This window comes from Rhodonellum psychrophilum GCM71 = DSM 17998 (assembly GCF_000381545.1).
GTDB lineage: Bacteria > Bacteroidota > Bacteroidia > Cytophagales > Cyclobacteriaceae > Rhodonellum > Rhodonellum psychrophilum.
On the sequence record NZ_KB906679.1, the window covers coordinates 101887 to 123703 of the forward strand.

The following is a 21817-nucleotide window of genomic DNA, read 5'->3' on the forward strand; positions in this document are numbered from 1 at the left end:
AAAACAGAACCACCGAAATTATGGAAAAAAAATTAATCTTCTCAATAAAGAGGATTGCAAAGAGACTGTTTACCCTCTTATTCCTGCTCTGCTGGGCAGTTGGCATAGCCGAGGCAGCAAAGCCAAATGCCCAAAAACTGGACGAAACCTTTGTTAGGGTTTCCAAAAACAAGCAAAAGGTTTCCGAATTCTTCAAAGAAATTGAAGCGCAGACAAGTTTTCGGTTCTCCTACCAAAGCAACTTGGAGCTGCAGCAGACAGTCGCCTTGGACAAAAGATATCAAAATTTGGAAAGCATGCTGACGGAGATTTCCAAAAACACTTCCTTAAAATTCAAACAGATCAACCATACCCTGGCGGTCTCCACCAAGGAGATTCCGAGAAAAGCAACGGGGATGGAAAAAATCAGGATTTCGGGACAGGTCAGGGATGGGGAAACCGGTGAAAGCCTCCCGGGAGTCAACGTGGTGATCAAAGGAACCAACACGGGTACCATCACCGACATCGATGGTAATTACGCGCTTGAATTGGACCTTGGGCAAGTTTTGGTATTTTCCTACGTGGGTTTTGCAAAAGAGGAATTGACTGTAGGGAATCAAACCCGTATGGATGTTTCCCTGAAATTGGATGACAATTCGCTGCAGGAAGTGATTGTGACAGCCCTCGGGATCAAAAGGGAAGAAAAAGCCTTGGGATATGCGACCCAGAAAGTTTCCAGCGAGGAGCTTCTGGATGCCCGATCGAACAACTGGTCGGACGCCTTGATTGGTAAAGTGGCGGGATTGAATGTGTTATCGGCAGGCTCAGGCCCGATGAATTCGTCCCAGATCAGTTTGCGCGGAGACAATTCCTTGAATCCAAACGGAAACGGTGCCCTGATTGTGCTGGATGGCGTACCCATGAACAGCGGTTTGACTTCTTCCGGTGTTGGAAATGCTTATGGAGCGGGTTCGGGAAATGACGTTCCCATCGATTTTGGAAATGGAATAGCGGATATCAATCCAGACGATATCGAGAGCGTCACGGTGCTGAAAGGAGCAAGCGCCACAGCGTTGTACGGAAGCAGGGCCGCCAATGGTGCCTTGATCATTACGACCAAAAGTGGGAAGAGAAAAAACAAAGGATTGGGGGTCAGTTTCAATTCAAACATCAGTTTCAATGACGTATTGAAATGGCCTGATTATCAGTATGAATATGGTCAGGGAACTGGAAGGGCTTTAAACAAAGAAGGCGAACTGTATTATTCCTATGGCGCCTCTGCAGATGGCTCCAGTACGGGAGGAACCAGTAGTGCATTTGGACCCAAATTCGATGGGCAATCTTATTTCCAATATGATCCGACCATTGAAGGGCAATCTTTGGAAAGACAGCCTTGGAGACCGTATCGCAACAACGTGAAGGATTTTTGGAGGACTGGAGTCAATGTCGTGAACAACATCGCGCTGGAAGGCAGCAGCAAAACAGGTTCCGTTCGCGCATCCATTACCCATACCAAAAACGAATGGATCATGCCCAATACGGGTTTCGAAAGATTCGTGGCTGCATTGAGTGTTTCTCAGGAAATCAACAGCAGGCTGCGGTTGAATGCGAAGGTGAATTTCACAAACAAGAAAAGTGACAATCTTCCTGCCACAGGATACAACAACCAATCCATTGCCTACTTCATGATTTTCCAAAATCCAAACGTGGATCTGGAATGGTATCGGCCGATTTGGAGGGAAGGTTTTGAAAATGTGGATCAGGTACATCCTTTCAGTTCCTTTATTGACAATCCTTACCTCATCGCTTATCAGATGACCAATGGCGTGAACAACAATTCGGTCGTGGGAAATTTTTCAGCAACCTATTCCTTTTCTGATAAAATCGACCTTTTGGTGCGGTCTGGACTTGCCATGAGTCAGGAAGAAAGAGACCAAAGAAGGCCTTACAGCACCGCGAATTTCCAAAGGGGATATTACAAGCAGCAGGACATCACCAACTACGAGCTCAACACGGATTTTTTGTTGACCTACAAGGAAAAACTTGGAGAGAAAATCAACTTTACCGGAAGTATCGGTGGGAATCAGATGCGGAGAAATTTCAGGTTGATCAGTGCAGAGGTGGATGGATTGGTGATCCCGGGGGTATTCAAACTTTCCAATGGAATCAACAATCCTTTTATCTCCACCAGAGACAACAACAGGGTGATCAACAGTCTTTACGGTTTGGCGACATTCTCCTTTGACGAAAAAGTGTTCGTCGATGTCTCCGGGAGAAATGACTGGTCCAGTACGCTTCCAGTACAGAACAATTCCTTCTTCTATCCATCGATTAGCTCCAGTTTTATCCTGACGGATATTTTCAAGTTGCCCACTCCGGTTTCCTTTGCCAAACTGAGGCTTTCGGGAGCTCAGGTTGGCAATGATACAGAACCTTATAGAACGTTCAAATATTACGGTCAAAGTGAATTTCCGGGTTCAGCTTCGGTACCGACAACGCTTCACAACATCGATTTCAAACCGGAAATCACCACGAGTTATGAAACAGGTCTGGAACTGATTTTTTTCAACAGAAGGTTGGGGACAGACATCAACTTCTACCAGACGGTGACCAAAAATCAGATTCTTGAAGTACCGATTGACATCACCACCGGCTTTTCCCGGGCGATCCTGAATGCAGGCAAGGTGATGAACAGAGGGGTGGAAGTGGTATTGAACGGATCCCCGATTGCCACACGGAATTTTAAATGGAACTCATTTATTACCTGGGCCAAAAACCAAAATGAAGTTTTGGCATTGGCCGATGAGGTGGATGCCGAGCAGATATTGGGATCGGGAGGAAACGCCACTGTCATCGCCAAAGTGGGAGGAACAACGGGTGACATTTATGGATTTGGATTTGTCCGCTCTCCAGAAGGGGAGATTGTGTATTTGAAGAATGGACTCCCCGCCAGACCGCAAGAAATCCAATATATCGGCAATGCCTATGCAAAATGGAAAGGTGGTTTTCGGAATGAGTTTGTGTACAAAAACCTGCGCATGACTGTTTTACTGGATGGCCAATATGGAGGCATGATCTATTCCCAAACCCACCACAAAATGTCTGAACAGGGAAAACTCAAACATACCCTCAAAGGAAGAGAAGATGGATTTATTGTTGGAGATGGGGTAGTGGACAATGGTGATGGAACATTCTCTCCCAACACCACCCAAGCTTTACTTCCCAATTACTACACCGAATATTACCGAAGGGCAAATGTCGAGTCCAACTCCTTTGATGCCTCGTTCGTGAAGTTGAGGGAAATGAGATTTGAATACTCGGTACCAGCCAGATTTTTGCAAAAAGTGGCAGTAAGCAGAGCGACTATTGCCTTTTACGGAAGAGATTTAGCCATGTGGACCAAGTTCCCGATTTTCGATCCCGAAACAGCGGCCTTGAATGGCGGCAGCTTGCTTCCAGGTGTTGAAATGGGACAGCTTCCCACGCCAAGAACCTTCGGTGTCAACCTTACCCTTCAATTTTAATCCCCCAGACAATCATGAAAAAATTGAACCAATATATCCTTATTGTCCTCTTGGCAGGAATGGTTTCCTGTACAGAAGATTTTGAAGAAATCAATACAGATCCCAACAGAATAGAACGGATCAGCCCAGGAACGCTGTTGAATCCCATTTTGTATGGCATTTCAAGTTTCAATACCTCCAGGGCAGATGCATTCACCTTTCAGGTCATGCAGGTGGCCTTGCCGTTTCCAAATGCATCCGGTGGTGCGCATCGGTATGACATCACCGAAAATGCCGGCAATTCCACTTGGAATACCTATTACAGATGGCTGATCAATATCAAGGAAATGCGGGAGGCGGCGATCATAGCGCAGGATCCAAATTATGAAGCAATAGCCCTAACCTTAAATGCTTGGGTCTACAGCCAACTGACAGACAGCTTTGGCGAGGTGCCAATGATGGAGGCAAGTGCCGCGGAAGCGGGGATTTTAAGACCCAAATTCAACACCCAGGAAGAAATATACAGCAAGTTGTTCGAGGACCTTACGCTGGCCAACAGTCTATTTACCACGACCCGGCCAATGGTCTTTGGGGAAGAAATCCTGTTTCAGAACAATGTGAACAAATGGAGGAAATTCTGCAATTCCTTGCATTTAAGATTGCTTCTTAGGGTTTCGAACAGGCCTGAAATGAACAGTTTTGCAAAAATGGCACAAATCATCAAAGATCCGGTTGCCTATCCTGTTTTCGAAAACACGGCGGAGTCAGCCATATTAAAAATCACGGGCGTCACGCCCAACCTTTCTCCTTGGGGAAGGGCGATAGATTTCACCACTTTCAAGGCTGGATCAGAATTTTTCATTGACAAATTGAACGAGTTGAATGATCCAAGAAGAGCCAAGTTCTTTACCCAGGCAAGGGAATTGGACGGCATCACCACCATCGGCTATAAAGGAGTGACCAGCGGATACGATGGTCCGGATAGCCAATTTGGGTTTATCCCCAGCAACCACAATGTCGCCTTGGTACAGGCACCGATGATTTCTTTGATCCTGACCTATGCAGAGGTTGAATTCATCAAAGCCGAACTGGCCCAAAGAGGACACTTGGATTCAGCGCCCCAAATTCATTTTGAAAACGCCGTGAAAGCTGCCATGGAACAATGGAGCGTGACAATGGCCGACGGGTATTTTGAAAATCCAAAGGCCGCCTATGATGGAACTTTGGACAGGATCATGTTGCAAAAATACATTGGACTTTACTTCAACGATTATCAGCAATGGTTCGAACACCGAAGAACGGGACTTCCAATATTGCCCAAAACGGAAGGGATGCTCAATGATCAAAAGCTGCCGGTAAGGTTCCGGTATCCATTGGCTGTCCAGATCAACAACCGTGAAAACTACAATACAGCAGTCGGTAGAATGGGTGCAGATGACATCAACACCAAGGTTTGGTGGGAAAAATAACTAAAACAAACACAATGAAAAAACAAGTCATTTTATTCAGTCTATTGTGCTTTTCGATGGGCGGCTATGCCCAGCAGATGGCAACAGGTTATGTCTTTGAAGACCTCAACGGAAATCAAAAAAAGGACAGGCGGGAAAAAGGAATTTCCATGGTTTCAGTATCCAATGGGGAATTGGTCGTACAGACCGATGCGGCGGGGAAATACAGTATTCCCGTAGGGGAGGACCAGATCATTTTTGTGATCAAACCTGCAGCATTTGATTTGCCCCTCAATGCGCAAAACCTTCCACAATTCTATTATATCCACAAACCAGCAGGATCACCGGAATTGAAATATCCTGGATCGAAACCAACCGGTCCACTTCCAAAATCGGTGGATTTTGGCTTGGTGCCTTCGGAAAAGGAGGAGAAATTTACGGCCTTGGTTTTCGGAGATCCCCAACCCTATAACTTGGAAGAAGTAGGCTTTTTTGACAAAGGCATCGTCAAAGAAGTGGAGGGAGTTCAGGGCGTGAAATTCGGGCTTTCTCTGGGAGACTTGGTCGGGGATGATCTATCCCTTTTTCCACATTATATCGATGCGGTGGCAAAAGTCAATTTGCCTTGGTACAATGTGATGGGCAATCATGACCATAATTTTGATGTGGAAACCGATGCCTTGGGTGATGAAACGTTTGAGACCTATTTTGGACCAAGTACTTTTTCCTTCAATCAAGGGAAGGTGCATTTTATAGTACTGGAAAATATCCTATATCCTGATCCAAGGGATGGAGAGGGGTATTGGGGAGGTTTTAGGCCCGACCAAATGGCATTTATCAAAAATGATCTGAAATTTGTGCCAAAAGATCACTTGATCGTATTGGCCATGCACATCCCATTGTTTGAAGAAGGTGATTCTTTCCGGGACGAGGACATCCTGGAACTCTTCGAATTGTTGGCAGCATATCCGAATACGCTTTCCCTTTCGGCCCATACCCATTATCAAAGACAGGTCATGTTTGGGGAAGATGCTGGTTGGAAGCAATCCAAACCGCATCATCATTACAATGTGGGCACCACGTCTGGGGATTGGTACCGAGGTGATCTGAACGAAGAGGGAATCCCCGTCTCCACCATGAGAGATGGAACCCCGAAAGGATATGCTTATTTTGATTTTGATGGAAATCAGTATAAAATACGCTATCAGGTAGCAGGAAAGAATCCGGAATATCAAATGGAAATCTTTGCGCCCAAGGTACTGGAAAAAGACAAGAGGACCACTTCAGGGATTTTTGTCAATTTCTTTATGGGCGCTCAAGACGACGAGGTTAAGGTTCGGATCGACAATGGGCCATGGAGAAAAATGACGCACACCATCAGCCCGGATCCAGCCTATTTGGTGGATATGCTCAAGTGGGATACCACCGAAGAGCTTTTGGAAGGAAAACGGCCCTCCAATGCACAATTGAACCACCATCTTTGGAGGATTAATGCCCCATCCAATTTGTCGGTTGGAGAGCATTTGATTGAGGTGGAAGCCACAGATATGTTTGGACAAAAACATACAGGGAGCAAGACTTTCAGGATTTTGGAATAACCACTGTTTGACCGTGAATGTAAAAACCTCTTTCTCCTTCGGTGGAGAAGAGGTTTTTTGGTTTTGGGGAATTTGAAATTTTTGCTGGGTATCGGAATTGTTGCGGGTTTCAACCCGATGCAAAACGGGTTAAAATCCGATGAAAAAAGACTTTACAAACCGGAAGAAAATCAGGCAATTTGAAGAATTAAGGTGTAATACGGATGTGGTGATGTCAAAAACAAAAGCAATCAATATATTGAATATAAGTCAACTGAACCCGTTTTATGCATGACGAACTCAATTCAATATTGTAAATTACTGACAATCAATTGTTTGTTGACTATTTTTGACTTCACCCTATTGGAGTCAGGAAATATTCTCCCAATAGGCTGATTTTCTTTCAGTTTCAATCCCATTTGGAAACCTATTGCATATTCCATCTAACTTACCTCAAGTTAGATCCTTTACGTTACTTTTCCGTTGTCTTAGAATTCGGGTTGAATCAATGAATTTTGAAATGGCATTGCGGGGGTAGGGGACTTAAGGGGAAAGGTATGGCCGCCCAGCCATGTTAAAAACAAAGGCCTGAGAATGAATGCGTAATATGAAGTTGCAGACCTACATAAAATATTCTCATGCTTTTTTAAGGATGTTTCGTTTAATGAGTTCGTCTAACAAGGACTGATAATTTTTTTGAAGCAACTGAACCGCACCGTCCACTATTTCCTGTCTCGCTGGATTGGTGTAGTTCCTGATGAGGTTTTTTATAATGGTGACAGAAGCAGCGGTTGGCTGGGGGGTATAATCCCATACTTTTTTAAAAAACATACTCACAGGACTGCTGTCATTTAAAGCATCAGAAAGATTATTGATGGATTGGACCACGGCCTTTCTCATGGCTTCCAGATTTTTTTCATCCAGTTTTGCATCTCCTCTTAACTGCCATTTATTGCCCATGTTGTTGGTGACAGAAATTCCCCCGCTATAGTTGTTTAATGCATCATGGATCAGCTTTACCACCATAGTTTTGCCCATGATGTCGGGTTCTTGCTCCATAATCCCAATTAATAGCTTTGTAAACCGATCAGCAGAATTAATATTGGGTCGCCAGACACCCCCTAACCTGTCTACAGTTTCATGCTTACTAAATTCATCTTTCAATTTTCCCTGAAAGGATTTACTGGCAATTTTCCCAAACATTTCTTCACCCTGCTTATTGATTTTACCGGATGAATTCAAAACCAACATTTTAAAATAATTTGATATTTCATCTTTGTTGAAAAGATGGCCTGCAGCAAAAGCATCAGTAAGGAAATGATCGCCAAATCCGTTTACCACCAATGCATCATTGATGGCACTGCTATCCATGCCCTTTCTCATGATACTGATTGCCTGGCCGTGATATTTTTCCCACTCAGACTTATGATTGGGCTTGGCACTTGAAAAACTGGCAATGTAAGTGCTATTGGAAGGCGCAAAATGGGCAAAATTGTCTTCGGCAAGCTTTAGATAGCGGCCGGAAGTTGCTTGTTGCCAATCACTGTCTTCCGGGTTAGCACCAACGGGGCTACCCTTTAGTTTGCCTTCATAGTACCGCTTACTTTTATCAATCAGGGCCTTCAATTTGACCAGTTCGCTTGCACTTGCCTTGGCCATTTTATCATAATCCTCATAAAAATCTCCCATGGCAATTAACTCCGCATAGGTGAAATCCACTCCCTTAATAGGAATATTGTATGTTGGAGTCACGGGAAATGCCGAAACCAGACCAGCAAGCACATGTTCACCGGTGTCATATTTGGCCTTGCTATATCGGCCAGTTAAGGAAAGGGATTTTCCTGAAACCAAGGAAACCGAATCAATTCTCAGGCTTGCATTTCCTTCTATTTTAGGTTCACTATCAACAAGTAATCGGTTGATATGGGGTTCAAGTGCCGCTTTTATGACTACTCCTGGAATAGGCCAAATTACTTTTATATTGGAGATGGTATGGGTGATCAATTTTACCGAATCATTGTAAGCGGTTTTGACTGCGCTTTCAAAAGTATCCCCACGAAGCCAATTTTGCCAAAACTTTGACATCATGGGTTCTGGGATATAATTATTGCGGATGGATCCTGCCACCGCTTTGGCCCCCACATAAAGCCAATCATCATTCAATCCTGAACCCACACAGTTCATCATATAAACCACTCTCAAAGGTAAGGGGCTGCCATAGGAGTTCCTGATATTTTGGAGATCGCGATCACTGATGCTTATGCCTTGATACCCACTGAAGGATGAGGCATTCCCATGGGCCAGCGTAAAGACATCTATGATGTAACCTTTTTGGGACAAATCAATCAAAGTAACTTTAAGGTTCTCATAGGTAGCTTTGCCATCTTCCAGAATAATTACTTCCTGGTATTTTTTGCCTTTTGCCTCTTTGAATTTGTTCAGCCATTTTACAAATTCCTCTGAGACATAGTCAATTATTTTTTCAAGGCCTTCCTGAACCAATTTCCCGACACTGTTTTCCCATTGAAAAGGCAAAGCACCCGTGTTTTCCATAAATACCACCAAGGCAGTTTTGGCTGAGGACATGCTTTGTGCCATTGTTTTTGGTGCGGCACTTATTTTACTATTGAGTAAAGCAGTTTCAAAATCATCTTTGAATTTTAAACCGACCTGACTCTTGAATCCCAAAAAAGCATTTTTCTTTCTAAGTTCATGATAGCCATTCTGGACAATTTCCGATGTCAGCCAGCTGACCGAAGGTTTTTCATCAGGAGGAAACGGGATAAGGTTCGTGTTGATTTCTTTGATGGCATAAAAAAGACATTCTGCTGCAATTTCCCGAAGTTCATCTGAAATTTGGTTTTCGCTTATATTTCTGTTGAAAAAAAAATCAAGTATTTCTACGATAAAAACATCCTCATCAACGATACGGTTGCTGATTCTACCTATTTCTTCTTCAATCTCACGAAAGGAAGCACTTTCTGAAACATTCGATTTATCCCTGGTCGGTTTTTCCTGCCGCTTAAACTCCTTCAGATTTTCTTGCAACATCAAAATTCTATTCCCTTTCATAACCTTAAAATTTAGACTAATGGACAGCCAAAAGAAAAAACCTATTTATCTGGAATCGATCCGCTCGGCCATTTTCATGAGTGATAAGAAAACTCGATAATTTTTGCTTTTAGGGGTTTCCAAGATGTTCCAGCAGATATTTTTTTTGATCCGGTGGCAATGCTGGTACAGTATAGTTTCTGTCACTGTATTTCTTGACATAGTCCTCAGATTTTCCAGGAATTAAAAAATCCGTAAAGGAAACGCTTTTTACTTGATGCCGGTTAAACTTCAAGCCTCCAAATGCATTGATTTCAAATTCCCCCTGAAATTCAAATTGGCCATTTCCCATAGGGTCATAAGTGCCATCATAGGCAAATACAATCGGCCATTCCCTGGGATCTTTCATTTGATCCGGTGGGATTTTATTCAATCTGTTAAAGCTTACGTTTAGTGAGGATTTGGTAAAGGCGGTGGTATGGGTTAGGTTTCGGCGAACATAAGCCCCTCCGATTTCGCCATAGTCATTTCCTTCCCAGGACACTTCAATGAGGGCAGCAGCACTTGAAGCCAAAGCTCCTCCACTTAGCCAGATGAGTGGAAAGGTATAGGGTCTTTTTGGCCTTCCCTGTAGTTTTTGTTTTGCCTGAGCGGTCAATAAACGTTCAGCATTGTCGGAGACAATGGTTAGATTCCCGGACTTTGTAACAGCTGGCGATAGCAGAGAAATCCCGGATAAACCTAAACCCGCCGCTTCAACTGCAGTCAGGCCGGCAATACCAAACAAGGCCGGTGCAGCTTTGGTTTGTGAATATCCGTTTGACACTGCCGGACGTTTCTTTCTTTTCCAGCCACTGAAATCATTTATTTCTTTCCTTAGAGCGATTATCCTGTTCATCTTAATTTTGTTTTAAGTGGCCTAAATACTGTAAAGGGTTGTTTGGTTTTTCCAATGGATCAATAAGAGTTGAATCCTTCTCATTTTTTACCAGGGCAAGAAAATGAAGGTCAAAGTTTCCAAAAGCATTCAAAATCATCCTTGCACAGCTGAAGGTTTCATTGTCGTTGCCTAAGTATATTTTTCCGTTGTAAAGCTGGCATTTATTGGATTGATCAGATGGTAGCTTTTCACAAACCGAAGGATGTATGCCAACATGTGGATAGTATAAATGGACTAGATCCCCTTTATCCTTTTCTTGATTCATGGTTTCCAAAACTTTTTCCACTACATTTTTTCCATTCTCTTCAGTGATGGATTTGGCCCTCAGTGCAGCAACCACCTCACTTTCTCCCAAAATTTCTGATAAATCCCTCTCCATTGGGATATGATCATTTGTTGCATAAATTATTTTCCCATTTCCATCATACACTCCTCCATAACAAAGTTTATTGCTAATATCTGGTTGATTCTGTGTCGGGGTAAAAAGAATCAAATCTGCAGGTTGCAGTTTATCTTCTTTGATTGATTGTCCTCCATTGGAAGTGTCCAGTGCAGTTTCAGGATTGAACATTCCTTTATCAGATGTTGGAAGCTCCTCCTCAACAATTTCCGCATCCTGTGTTGTGTTTTCTCTCTTCTTATCATGGATGTTTTTGATTTCCTCCTCTTCAATGTCTTTTTCCAAAAGATCAAATCTGGTTTCCATGGCAATGGATCCAAGATCATAAGAATTGGCATACCTCATGCTTTGGGCAATTTTCTCGAATATTTGATGTTCATTTTTTTCAGGATCATAAGTGGACTCAATTTTTTCAGGGAATTTATTTAATTGGGAAGTACCTTCAGTATCTTTTTGCCTGAGGATTTCAGTGGGAGAAATCTCTTTCCTGCTTATCGTTTTCTTTTGGGTTGGATCAAAAATCTTTTCCCCTTGCAAAATGGCCTTGATGTCATTGGCCAGTTCTTCATTGCTCACTTCGAAAGAAGAGGGATTGTGCTCATTTTCAGGGCTTTCTTTTCCATGTGCCTCAGTTCCTTCGTCTTTTTGGATGTCTTTTGAGGTGTTTTCAACATCCTCTTTCATCATGGGATCAGTATTGTTTCCAGGATTTTCATTCTTTTTTTCACCATTTTGAGGTTCTTTTGAAGGCTGTGTCGAAACCACTCTCTCTAATATTTCCTCCTCTTCTTCCGTTCCCAAAACCTCCGCATAACGGGTATCTTCTTTTTCTTGATCAAAGGATTCTACATAAAAAGCCTCGCTTTGAAGTCCGTCCTCAAAGCTCAACTGAACAGCGGGATTTCCGTTTCTGTATCCATCATAGATGGATTGTGGATATAAATCTAAGCTATAGGAAAGATTGATGGACAGGCCTTCGTCAAAACGGGTTCCCTTAACCTGAATTGTTTTTTTTTCCTTTTTTGCCTGTGGCCTATACTTTTTGAATTCTTCTGCGAGTTCAAAAAGTTTTCCTTTGTTCTCTTTCATTGTCTTGCTGATTTATGTCGATTTTAAAAATAGCAAAGGGGTCAAGGGTCATCACCAATTCGTTTTTCCCTTTTTTCAAGGTGTCTGGACCCACCTCGATTTCGAGTTTCCTGTTGTCTGAGGTGAGCACATGGACCAGCTTGTTGTTAACCACCGCAACCGGTTCAAATCCAGCATCCAAATGGAGATTGTTTCCATCCACAATGATGATTGGTTTTGCCCCTGACATATTGAGACTTACTTTTCCCACCGACGGGGGAGTGCTGTGCCTTTTTGATTTTTTGATGATGTCTGCAAGGTTTTTATAGGAAATCTTGTTGTTGCTGACATTGGCTATATCTACATTTTTATTTTCAAGTTTCTCCAGATCATTCACTGAGGTAACCCCCATTTTTCTTAATGATTTCCTTGTTTCATTGTCCACATCGATTTTATCGATAGTTATGGCATCCTTTGAAACAGGTTCTCTCGTGGTCTGCCGTATTTGTTGATCCGTAATAGACCCCAATTGAATTGACAATCGGGAAGCACCGCTCTGTCCAGGCTGCGCGGTAATAAATTTTACCTCATCACCATTATATGTGGGGAAAAGATGCAGGTCCAAGCCAACATCTTTTACGGTATAGGTCAAAGGCTTATTGATTGCCTTAATGGCCAATGTTTCCCTTGCCTTATCAAGTTCCACTACCAATGAATCAATAAATGATTCCAAGTTCCACATTGCATTAGAGACTGTCGCCATGACTTGCTTTATTTTCAGTTATTTCAATGTTGACTTTTAATTGATGAAAGACCGGCAAAACAGTGGTTTCCACATAATATAATGGAGGAGAACAACCTATTTTTAAGCCCTCATCATTTGTATTCAAAATCTCAAGCTGAATGGGTATTTCCAAATCCGCTTTTTCAAGCTGCACAAGAACCTTTTCTTCTAAATCAAACAGTATTCCATCCAAATCAACCATCTGACTTACAAAACCACCCATTTCGAGCATTGCCTCATCGATTTCCATAATTTATTCATGATGTGTTGTTTGTCTTTTATCGGGAAAGGATCTTTTTATTTTTTCCGGTAGAAGACTTACCTTTTTGTCAAAAAGAACTTTTCGGCCTTCCAGCTGTATCTCAGGTTGCTCTTTTCCTTCGATATGAATTGTTTCCGGGAATATGTTTTGCTGTTCCATAGGGTCATTGTGATTTTGTTCCTATAAAGTGTGCGGAAGAAAATTTTGGAAAATAAACCTCCTCATCCAATATTTCATTTACCATTCCTGCGGCATCGGTTCCCATGATTTTACTGATAACATAAGATTGAAAACTACCTTCTGGATATACCCACAAAGAAGATGTTTCTCCTTTTTGTCCTTTAAAATCTACACTTACTCTAGCCGCCAACCCTGATTCGGAGACATAATTTTCACTTCGGAATGCCATCAATCTTTCGTCATCCAATGGTTCTTTTTGAAAATGCTTCATCAACTCATTGTAGGCTTCCAGACTTACTTCCATACCGGACATGATTTTTGTGCTGATTTTGCGTCTGTAATCTGACGACTCATCCCGGGCTGAATCGTGGATAACTTTCCGCCTTACCTCTAATTTCTTTATGTTTTCACTTTCCTCATTGATATGGTAATAGTATTTGCATTCCATGTCAATATTCCATCTCTTGTGCGTGGATGGGCCTCCTTCCCAGATCTTATGCCAATAATTTCGGAATCGATTGACATCATTTAGCATGAAATGATCCCGCATACGGCCACCGACTCTCTGGAAGAGGTACCCGTTTGAGAGGTAGATATAGTGGTTTTTAAATGTACCCACTGTTTTATTTCCTCTTTTCCAATTGAAAGTCAATTCTACTTTCAGGTCTTTTTGTAGTGGCAATTTGGAGATTTCATCCGCTTCTAGGAAAATATCTTGGATAGGGAGACCTAGAGGTATGTTTTTGACGCGGTACTTTTTTTCAAGCAATATTTCCATCGTATTTCCATCCTGAATGATCAATTGAAAAATACCTTTTGGAATATTTGCTTCTTGTTTTGATTCCGGGTCTTCATTCATCAATTGAACAGGAAAATGGATTTTCTGCCTAGAGTCATACACTACTTTCGCTTTGCCGGAGATGGGAGTAGTATGTGCATGAAGGAATTTTATGGACAAGGAATCATCGAATTTTGCCTTAATCGAAACAGCTGATTTAAAGCTCATTGAATTCACTATTTGATCCAAAGCAGGATCATCCACACCTGGGTTTATCCTTTCGAGATGATCCAGTTCCTGCTTGGAGTGTTTAAGACCTGCATCTGCGATGGCATTAAAAAGTTTCAAAGGCTGTTCTCCTACAGCTTTAATCGTTTCTGGAGACAATAAATTCTGCAGCAATGGCATAAGGGCTGGTAGGGCCGCCAACAAGGCCGGAGCGACTTTTGCCTGGCTATATTTGCTATTGGCACCATTGCTACCATTGGGATGTCTCATTGCTGAAACAATTTTATCCAACCCGGTATCATTTACACCCGGGTTAATTTTTTCCAAATGATCAAGTTCCATTTTTTGAAACTTCAGGGCACTGTCAGAGACTGCCTGAAAAAGCTTTACTGGACTGTCTCCTATGGCTGTAATGGTTTCTGGAGAAAGTACTTTTTCCAGCAAAGGCGCAAGCTGCAGCAACAGCGCGGGATTGATGGATAAATCACGGCTGAAGATGGATTTGTTTTCTGCCAATCCGTTTCCATTTTCTGTTTTTGGCGTTTGGCTTTGAATAACTTGTAAAATTGCCTGTAAAACTTCAGGAGAAATCTGCTGCATGATCTGTTGCAAGCCTCCCTGCCCAGGTTTTTCGGTCTGGGGGATTGTTTTCCCGATTTCAGGCAACACTTGTCCGGCAGTTTCCACTATTTTTCCAATGGTAGGCAGGGCATTCACCAAGCCAGGAATCAACTTTCCAATTGCCGGTAATGCAGTCCCCAACAAAGAAGGCAAGGCTCCGATAAGAACATTGAAAAACATGGCCTCACCTAATTTCTCTTCTTTTAACCGAAATGGAGCGTGCTCAACGATAATGTCATGATTCAACATTGGTTTTTGAGTTGATAACGTCATAATCTTAGGTAATTTAAAATCATCATTTTCCCCTGAAACCGTACCTGATAAGGTGACAACCTCTGAAATGGCAGGTGATAATTGGCTGGGGTTTTTGAAGCTGAAAAGCTGAATAAACCTTGAATTCCTATCCATCACATTTTTTGGCACCGCAATCGGGAATTTCGTATTGAACCCATTTCTGTTAGGAACCCGGGATAGAATTGATTCAGATTGGTATTGAATGTCATCTATGAAGTCCAGCCCATTGAAATTTCTTTTTGATTTCCCAATCTTATATTGATAGTATGCATTGGTACCAATATCCGCTTCGAAAATATATTTATCACCTACATTATTGATGTGTTTCAGTATCGCTAAAGCCATGGGTTCTACCTTTCAGAAATTCCATCACCTCTGTTGGGTTGCTGCATTTTTCTCTTCCTGTGAAACAGGACCATACATTTGGGCAAAATTATCCAGTTTGAAATAATCTGTTTTGAACTGAATTTTAACAAATCCTCTCAATTTTGCCTTTAATTCATCTTCTGATTTACTTTTTGTTGTGGAGACACTGAATTGGGTTTGTCTTGTACTGCTAGTACTCCCGAATCTTGGCCCCCCAAAAATAGAACCCAATAAGCCCCCACTGAAGCCTCCCGATGTTCCGGAGGAGGAGCTGGTTTTTACCGCGGCTTTATCAGCTTTGTCTAAATCACGTGTTCCCTTGAATTCAAAATTGACTTCAGCTTCCACCTCTCCCTTTTCTACCACCAATCGAGTCACTCCCATCAAAATCATTTCCCGCAAGGCTGCACGGTGTTCTTGGGCCATTTTGATTTTGGCATCCATGATTTTGGCTTTTACCTCATTGTCTCCAATGTCCACTTTTTCTCCTTTGGCATTGGTCAATTCCATCTTTTCTCCACCTTCTTTATCATCCTCCATTACAATTCCAAACTCATCACTGTTGTTTTCTGCGAGGTAAGCAAAAGTGGTCGTATTGTCCACTTGCTGTATAAAGGTGGACAATCCTGTTGTAGCCTGCTTCATCAACCGGATATAGTCATCCGTTTGGGCTTTCATCACAGAAATGTTCGCGTCAAAAACAGCTTTGAGCAGGTCTCTTACAAATTTTGGGAAATCAACAGAATCAATTAAATCCTCAAAAGCGTCTACTCCTCCCTCAAAACCTCTTTCATGGCGTTTGTCATTCAATAAATCACTCGATTTTTTTACGGTATTTTTATTCATTTGAGAGGCAAGCTCATTGTTTCCATTGCCCATCATTATTGCCATCTGTTCATTCATGACATCCTGGTAAATTTTCTTTTGGTCCACATAAGGCATGTGAGGGAAAGTGGAAGAACTTGCCAAAATGTTCCTTGTCCGCTCTTTGGCGGCTTCTTTCATATCAGTAAAATTGGTTGATCGCATCATTTTTTATGTTTTTAACTTTAAGAAAGTTAGTTTTCAAACCATTTAGAAATCCCAATCATCTTCCCCAAATTCATCCATTTCAGCTTTTTTAGGCTTCAATTTCTCCTTCTTATTTTCAGTCGTGCTTGGAGAATCCCCTAATTGGCTTTGGGAGATGATGAAGGATTCAATATTTTTCAAAAATTCCTGAAAAGCACTTTCAGACATCAAGCCTTCATCAAAGCTGGCAATAGTGGCAAAGATTTTATGACCACTTACCGCAGCGGTCCTCATCGCAGAGACATTTGGCTTGTATTGGAATTCTTCCTGACAGATCCTTTCAATTACATTCCACATGGATCTTCTATATCCCCAACCCAATTGGGCCTTTACATTATCATCATCAATGATGGCAACTGCTTTTTCGAATTGGGTATACATTTCCGGTAGGATTGCCTTTACCATTCCACTGGAATAGGTCGTCAGATTATATTGAAGTTCCTTGATCGCCTGAAAAATCCCAGCTTTGGATATGATATTAAAGTTGTTGTCCTTGGACTCATATTTGTCAATATATTTGACCGATTCTGTCATCAAAGAATCCCATAAAGGTGAAAAATCTCTATTTATGGCCATCTCATCCAGAACCTCTCCGTCTCCACTATCGAGTACAATCTTATAGAACATGGACCTTTCTTCAGCCGAAGCATAAGCGTCACGCATTTTATAATAACTGTACAATTTATTGGCGGTATTCCCTTGGGGGATGTCCAACATACCGGAAGTCCAACGCATTAAAACCGCATCAGCCACCCTCATAATACCCAGATCATCGGCAAGGGTCTTGATGTAATACAGGGTCCCAGCCGCTAAGATGTTTTCAACATCAACCCCTTGTTCATCTGCCGTCTCAAAATAATCAACCACATAGTTAAAAGAATAGGGGCTTCCATTCTGAAAAACATTGGTTACCGGATCATCTGTCTTTATTGACTTTTTAAGGGCATCTGTGTATGCCAAAGCCAGAAATTCATCATACTGTTCGAGAACATCTTTCATGGGTTTATTTAATTAATGATTAGCAATAGCAATGATTTGAATGACACTGGTTCTAATATTTTAAGTGTTTTGATAAATACAGGGCTTGACTGTTGTGGCCCAATTCCCTGGCAATAAGGTATCTGATTTTCAATTTGTGCGCTTTTCGCTTTCCAGATAACCTCCCTCAGTTTTATTTACCTTTATCCACCAAATGATTCAGTAGAATCCTCCTGAAAATCGCTTGCTTCCCGGTCATCTTCTTGATAGTCATCAGAATCATTGGAGCCACCCTGAACTCCCTGACCTTTTTGCTTGATTTTTTCAATGTCCTGATCCGTTATTTTAAGACCAATTTCCGCAAGGTATTTGACCATATGCTGCCGAATCTGTGGCGTTCCCCTCAACGGGTCAATACCTCCTGATTCAAAAAACTCATCAACCAAGGAATGAAGATTTCCATAATTCAGGTATTTTGTGATGATTTTTTGAATGGCATTAATGGGCACCCCATTCAAGTAGGAAATATTGGATTTCGCTACTTCCTCGAATATTTTTTTGCTTTGCTGCTCTTGAAGATTCAGGTGTTTTCCTTTGATGACCTCCCGTGCAAGCAACCTGTTAAAATAAGGCTTAATCTCTCTTTCACAGGTAATGATCACCCTTTCACTGATTCCCGCTGCATCCTTGACTTTTTCTTTATAGATGACATAGCTCAAGGCATACACATACAGATATTCGTGACTGAGTAAAAAGCGGAAGGAATGATCTGTACTGCTTCTGTTAATTCTGCTGCTGACATCCCCAATCACCGCATTGAAGCCATCCCGAGTTAGTTTTGCTTTGGTATTCAGATTTGCATCTTCGGAGGCTAAAATTTCACTCAATTTCCATCCCTTAATTTTTGAATTGTAGCTAAAACTTTTTTTGGACAGCACATCATTTACCTTAGTAGTCAGTTTGATGATTGCCGGATCAATTTTCACATTCGGGGCATGGATCTTAAAATCAGAGGGAGCGCGAAATTTCCCCAAGTTCAACAGGGGAAAATCAGGGATGGTCGGCTGTTCTAATACTGCTGCCCGAGACCCGTTTCCCAATCCCAGTATGGATCCTTCAAAGGGGAATTTTGGTTTGTTTTCTTCATTACTCATGATATTTCCGATTAGGTTTTTTAAATACTGAGTTTAAATTGTAGGAGTTTTATGGCATCCAAAAGATTTATTCGCCCATATCCGCTCTTGATATCCTTTATTCTATGGTCGAGTCGGTCAGCAGTATGCTTCAAGATATATTTCACCTGATTGTCCTTGAGTTGTACCCCCAAATTAAATGCGTAGGACTTTAACAAAGCTATTGCTCCAGCTACAAAAGGGGATGCCTGGGAGGTGCCCGATGATAAGGAATATTTGTTGCCTGGGAAGGAACTGATGATATTGGCCCCTGGAGCCACAAAAGAAACATGGTGCCCGTATGTCGAAAAACCGGCCACTTGGTCCTTTTCATCAACTGCTCCAACAGCAATGACTCCTGGAAGGGCTCCCGGATAATAAAGGTCCTTGTTTCCATCGTTTCCTGATGCGGCAACTATCGTCACTCCTTTACTCAATGCATATTTTATCACCTCTTCATGTGGCAATCCACCACCTTCATTTTTTATGCCCAAACTCATGTTGATGACATCAACTCCTTGATCAACAGCCCATTTGATGCCATTGTTGATGTTTCCTTTAAGCCCAGCTCCAACCAGTGCATTGCCTTTTTTTAGTGATCCCAATACTCTTACAGGTAGGATCTTGCATCGGGGAACTACGCCCTTGTTCATTTTTATTCCCTTGGCACACAGAATCCCACATACATGGGTGCCATGGCCCACCTCATCAAAAGGCTCATCGTCTAGATGGAGGTAATCACCGATAAACTTATCCGCTCCGTCTAAAATATCCACGAAGTCCATACCCGGGAGCAAGACCTCGGATAATTCTGAGTGATTGTGATCAACACCGGTATCTAAAACCGCGATGGTTATGTCCGGATGCCCGGAGCTGAAGGCATGGGCTTCATTAAGAAATATCGTTTCTGAAGGATTTCGCCTAAAACCCATCGGCTCGGAAATTTGAGGTATATCTGTTACTCCAATTCCAATAGCTTCTACTTTTTTTACCGAAGGAATAAGTTTTATTTCTTCCACCAAACCCTTTGGTATTTCCCTGTCCTGCTGAAAAATAATCCTGTAAACACAATGTAGACCACTCTTAATTTCATCTGGCGACCAACTGCTTCCAACAGACTTGTATTCGGAAGCATACCACACAGGTAAGTTGTATTTTTCAAAAAGAGCCGAAAATACCGGTAAAAAATATTCTGAAGCAGGTATTTTCTTGGATATAATATCTCCCCAATAGGGCAGGTCGACTGCTGCTTTACCTTGCGCCATCCAAACAATGATGTGATTTTTCATGACGATTCCACAAAATGTAACTCATTATTAATTACGGAATTATTTCGGATTAAAAAAAGAATTTTAAATAGGCTTGGTAAAGAAGGAGAATTGATCACCACCTTTCGTATAGGTCTGAAAAACAATAGTTTAATATTATTTTTTCTATCAAAAAATGACATTTACAGAAGTTTTTAATCTTAAAAAAACACAGACCAAGAGCATATTGTCAATTGCTGATTACCCATGCAATAATTTTGGAATAGAGGAATGCATCCTATTTGGCAAGAACAATGTGCCATTGAAAAACCCTTTGGACCATAACCAAAAGAGTTTTTCATTATTTGAAAAGGCGCAAAAAATTATCCTTTTAGGGTCGAGAAATTAAGTTTAATGGCAGAAGATAGCCAATGGTTTTATTGATATCAAAGATTTCGATACCCAAAGGATGCCATGGAAAATTGGTCTCAATAAATTCAACCCGTTTGGAAATTTCCAATGCATCAGATTTTCCAATAGGGGGAATGAAGGAGTCCTTCAACATATTCAACAAATGATGCATCCTCCTGTATTGAGTGCTTAGCATCTTGTTTTTTTTTGAGATTGTTTCAAGCTTAAATTGAAACCAATCAAGGTCTTTTAGTTCCAAAATACTGATAAGCTCTAAAAATCTCATCAAAATCAACCAGTTTTGATGTTTTAGAATTGTAAAGGACTTGGCATTGATCGCCTTAATGACTTCTTTGAAGTCTTTTTTTTGAAAACTTGAAAATATCGAATAGGCCTGCCATTTAAAATGGCAATTTTCATGTTCTAACATGATCTCAATTTTTGACGCTTCCTGGAGTATTGAAAATTGGGTTGATAGATTCGAAGATCGAAATGCAAGAAGAAATTTCAATTCACAAATGATAATCTTCCAATATTCATGGTTGCCTAAGACGGCTTCTGCCTTTTGTATCCATGTTGATCCTTCAAAATTATTGCCTAAGCATAAACAGCATTTGATTAATTCTATATAAATCAAACCCCTTACCTGTGTTTTATCGCGATACACCTGATGATTTTCTATTCCATTTGAAAAAATCATCAAAGCTAGGTAAGCTCCTTTATAGTCTCTTTTTTGAAACAATTTATTGATGGTGAAAAACTCCTCCAAAAGCCATCTGTTTTCACCATCGGCATAATAATTCTGGTCTTTCAGTAATTTTTCTCTAAAATCTTCATCACTGACATGAAATTTTTCTATAGACTCTTTCTGATATCTATTCAAGTAGCAATAAAAATCAATTTCTTCATGGAGGAGTTTGATTTGACTCCTTACTGAATTTCTATATGCAGATACTTTTTCAGAAAATGGAAAATATCTTGCATAAAGTGCTATTGCCTCAATATAAATATGGGGAAGTTGATGTTTTATAGCTTTGTCAATAATTTCTAAAATTAAAGAATGGGCCTCTTTCAAAAGCTTTTTATCGATAAAAATGGTGAAACAACACAGGTTTTTATGACAGTCCATCTCTACTTTTAGTTTGTCATCACCATGGTTTTCCTTGTTTTGTAAAAAAAAGAACATAATCAAATCATCCCATAATCGCTTCCTCAATTGATAATAGGCTTGTTTTGAATAGTTTTCATCTAAAAATGTTGTTGCATTTTCTTTTTTAGTTTCATGGTTAAAATTCAACCATTCATCAAATAGCATAAGTTTCTTTCCTTCACCACCCTTCTTTCCTGAGAGCAAAAAGCTCCTAAAAGCCTTGATGTCAGAGGCACTTAAATTATCCAAAATGACCTTAAAAGTTTTCAAGACGATTCAAAAATTAAATTTTTAACCAAACGAACTGCT

Annotated in this window: 14 protein-coding genes; 3 read left to right on the top strand and 11 right to left on the bottom strand. The window is 41.2% G+C overall.

The genetic code is table 11. The features are described 5' to 3' along the window. Positions 1–20: 20 nt before the first annotated feature. The 3 genes from F824_RS0112355 to F824_RS0112365 are packed head-to-tail and all read left to right on the top strand — an operon-like array spanning position 21 to position 6528. Complete coding sequence (locus F824_RS0112355) at positions 21–3503, top strand: SusC/RagA family TonB-linked outer membrane protein (protein ID WP_019598212.1); 3483 nt, start codon at positions 21–23, stop codon at positions 3501–3503. 14 nt (positions 3504–3517) lie between these two features. Then, positions 3518–4951 carry a SusD/RagB family nutrient-binding outer membrane lipoprotein gene (locus tag F824_RS0112360; protein WP_019598213.1) on the top strand — a complete coding sequence of 478 codons (1434 nt, stop codon included), beginning with the start codon at positions 3518–3520 and terminating at the stop codon, positions 4949–4951. Between the two features lie 14 nt (positions 4952–4965). Continuing rightward, positions 4966–6528 (top strand): calcineurin-like phosphoesterase C-terminal domain-containing protein, encoded by a 1563-nt coding sequence (locus F824_RS0112365; RefSeq protein ID WP_026333681.1) that lies wholly within the window; start codon positions 4966–4968, stop codon positions 6526–6528. Positions 6529–7143: 615 nt separating this feature from the next. On the opposite strand, the gene F824_RS0112380 is transcribed toward F824_RS0112365, so the two are convergent. The 11 genes from F824_RS0112380 to F824_RS0112440 form a co-directional block, all read right to left on the bottom strand. Continuing rightward, positions 7144–9579 (bottom strand): hypothetical protein, encoded by a 2436-nt coding sequence (locus F824_RS0112380; protein WP_019598217.1) that lies wholly within the window; start codon positions 9577–9579, stop codon positions 7144–7146. Between the two features lie 109 nt (positions 9580–9688). Next, positions 9689–10456: a hypothetical protein gene (locus tag F824_RS0112385; RefSeq protein ID WP_019598218.1), complete on the bottom strand. Its 768-nt coding sequence runs from the start codon at positions 10454–10456 to the stop codon at positions 9689–9691. Position 10457: 1 nt separating this feature from the next. Beyond that, positions 10458–11987 (bottom strand): C40 family peptidase, encoded by a 1530-nt coding sequence (locus F824_RS0112390; RefSeq protein ID WP_019598219.1) that lies wholly within the window; start codon positions 11985–11987, stop codon positions 10458–10460. Continuing rightward, entirely contained in the window at positions 11959–12729 is a 771-nt protein-coding gene (locus F824_RS0112395; protein WP_019598220.1) for a hypothetical protein, read from the bottom strand. Before F824_RS0112395 ends, F824_RS0112390 begins: the two co-directional genes overlap by 29 nt. After that, positions 12713–13000 carry a hypothetical protein gene (locus F824_RS0112400; protein ID WP_019598221.1) on the bottom strand — a complete coding sequence of 96 codons (288 nt, stop codon included), beginning with the start codon at positions 12998–13000 and terminating at the stop codon, positions 12713–12715. Before F824_RS0112400 ends, F824_RS0112395 begins: the two co-directional genes overlap by 17 nt. A gap of 175 nt (positions 13001–13175) precedes the next feature. Further along, positions 13176–15458: a hypothetical protein gene (locus tag F824_RS0112410; RefSeq protein WP_019598223.1), complete on the bottom strand. Its 2283-nt coding sequence runs from the start codon at positions 15456–15458 to the stop codon at positions 13176–13178. A 24-nt stretch (positions 15459–15482) separates the two neighbouring features. Further along, positions 15483–16511 carry a hypothetical protein gene (locus F824_RS0112415; protein ID WP_236613254.1) on the bottom strand — a complete coding sequence of 343 codons (1029 nt, stop codon included), beginning with the start codon at positions 16509–16511 and terminating at the stop codon, positions 15483–15485. A 42-nt stretch (positions 16512–16553) separates the two neighbouring features. Further along, positions 16554–17549: a hypothetical protein gene (locus F824_RS0112420; RefSeq protein WP_019598225.1), complete on the bottom strand. Its 996-nt coding sequence runs from the start codon at positions 17547–17549 to the stop codon at positions 16554–16556. Between the two features lie 182 nt (positions 17550–17731). Then, positions 17732–18682, bottom strand: coding sequence for a hypothetical protein (locus F824_RS0112425; RefSeq protein WP_019598226.1), 951 nt, complete (start codon positions 18680–18682; stop codon positions 17732–17734). A gap of 20 nt (positions 18683–18702) precedes the next feature. Further along, a complete protein-coding gene (locus F824_RS0112430) occupies positions 18703–19989 on the bottom strand; it encodes a S8 family peptidase (protein WP_019598227.1) in 1287 nt (428 codons plus the stop codon). 349 nt (positions 19990–20338) lie between these two features. Beyond that, positions 20339–21778 carry a hypothetical protein gene (locus F824_RS0112440; protein WP_019598229.1) on the bottom strand — a complete coding sequence of 480 codons (1440 nt, stop codon included), beginning with the start codon at positions 21776–21778 and terminating at the stop codon, positions 20339–20341. Positions 21779–21817: the final 39 nt, after the last annotated feature.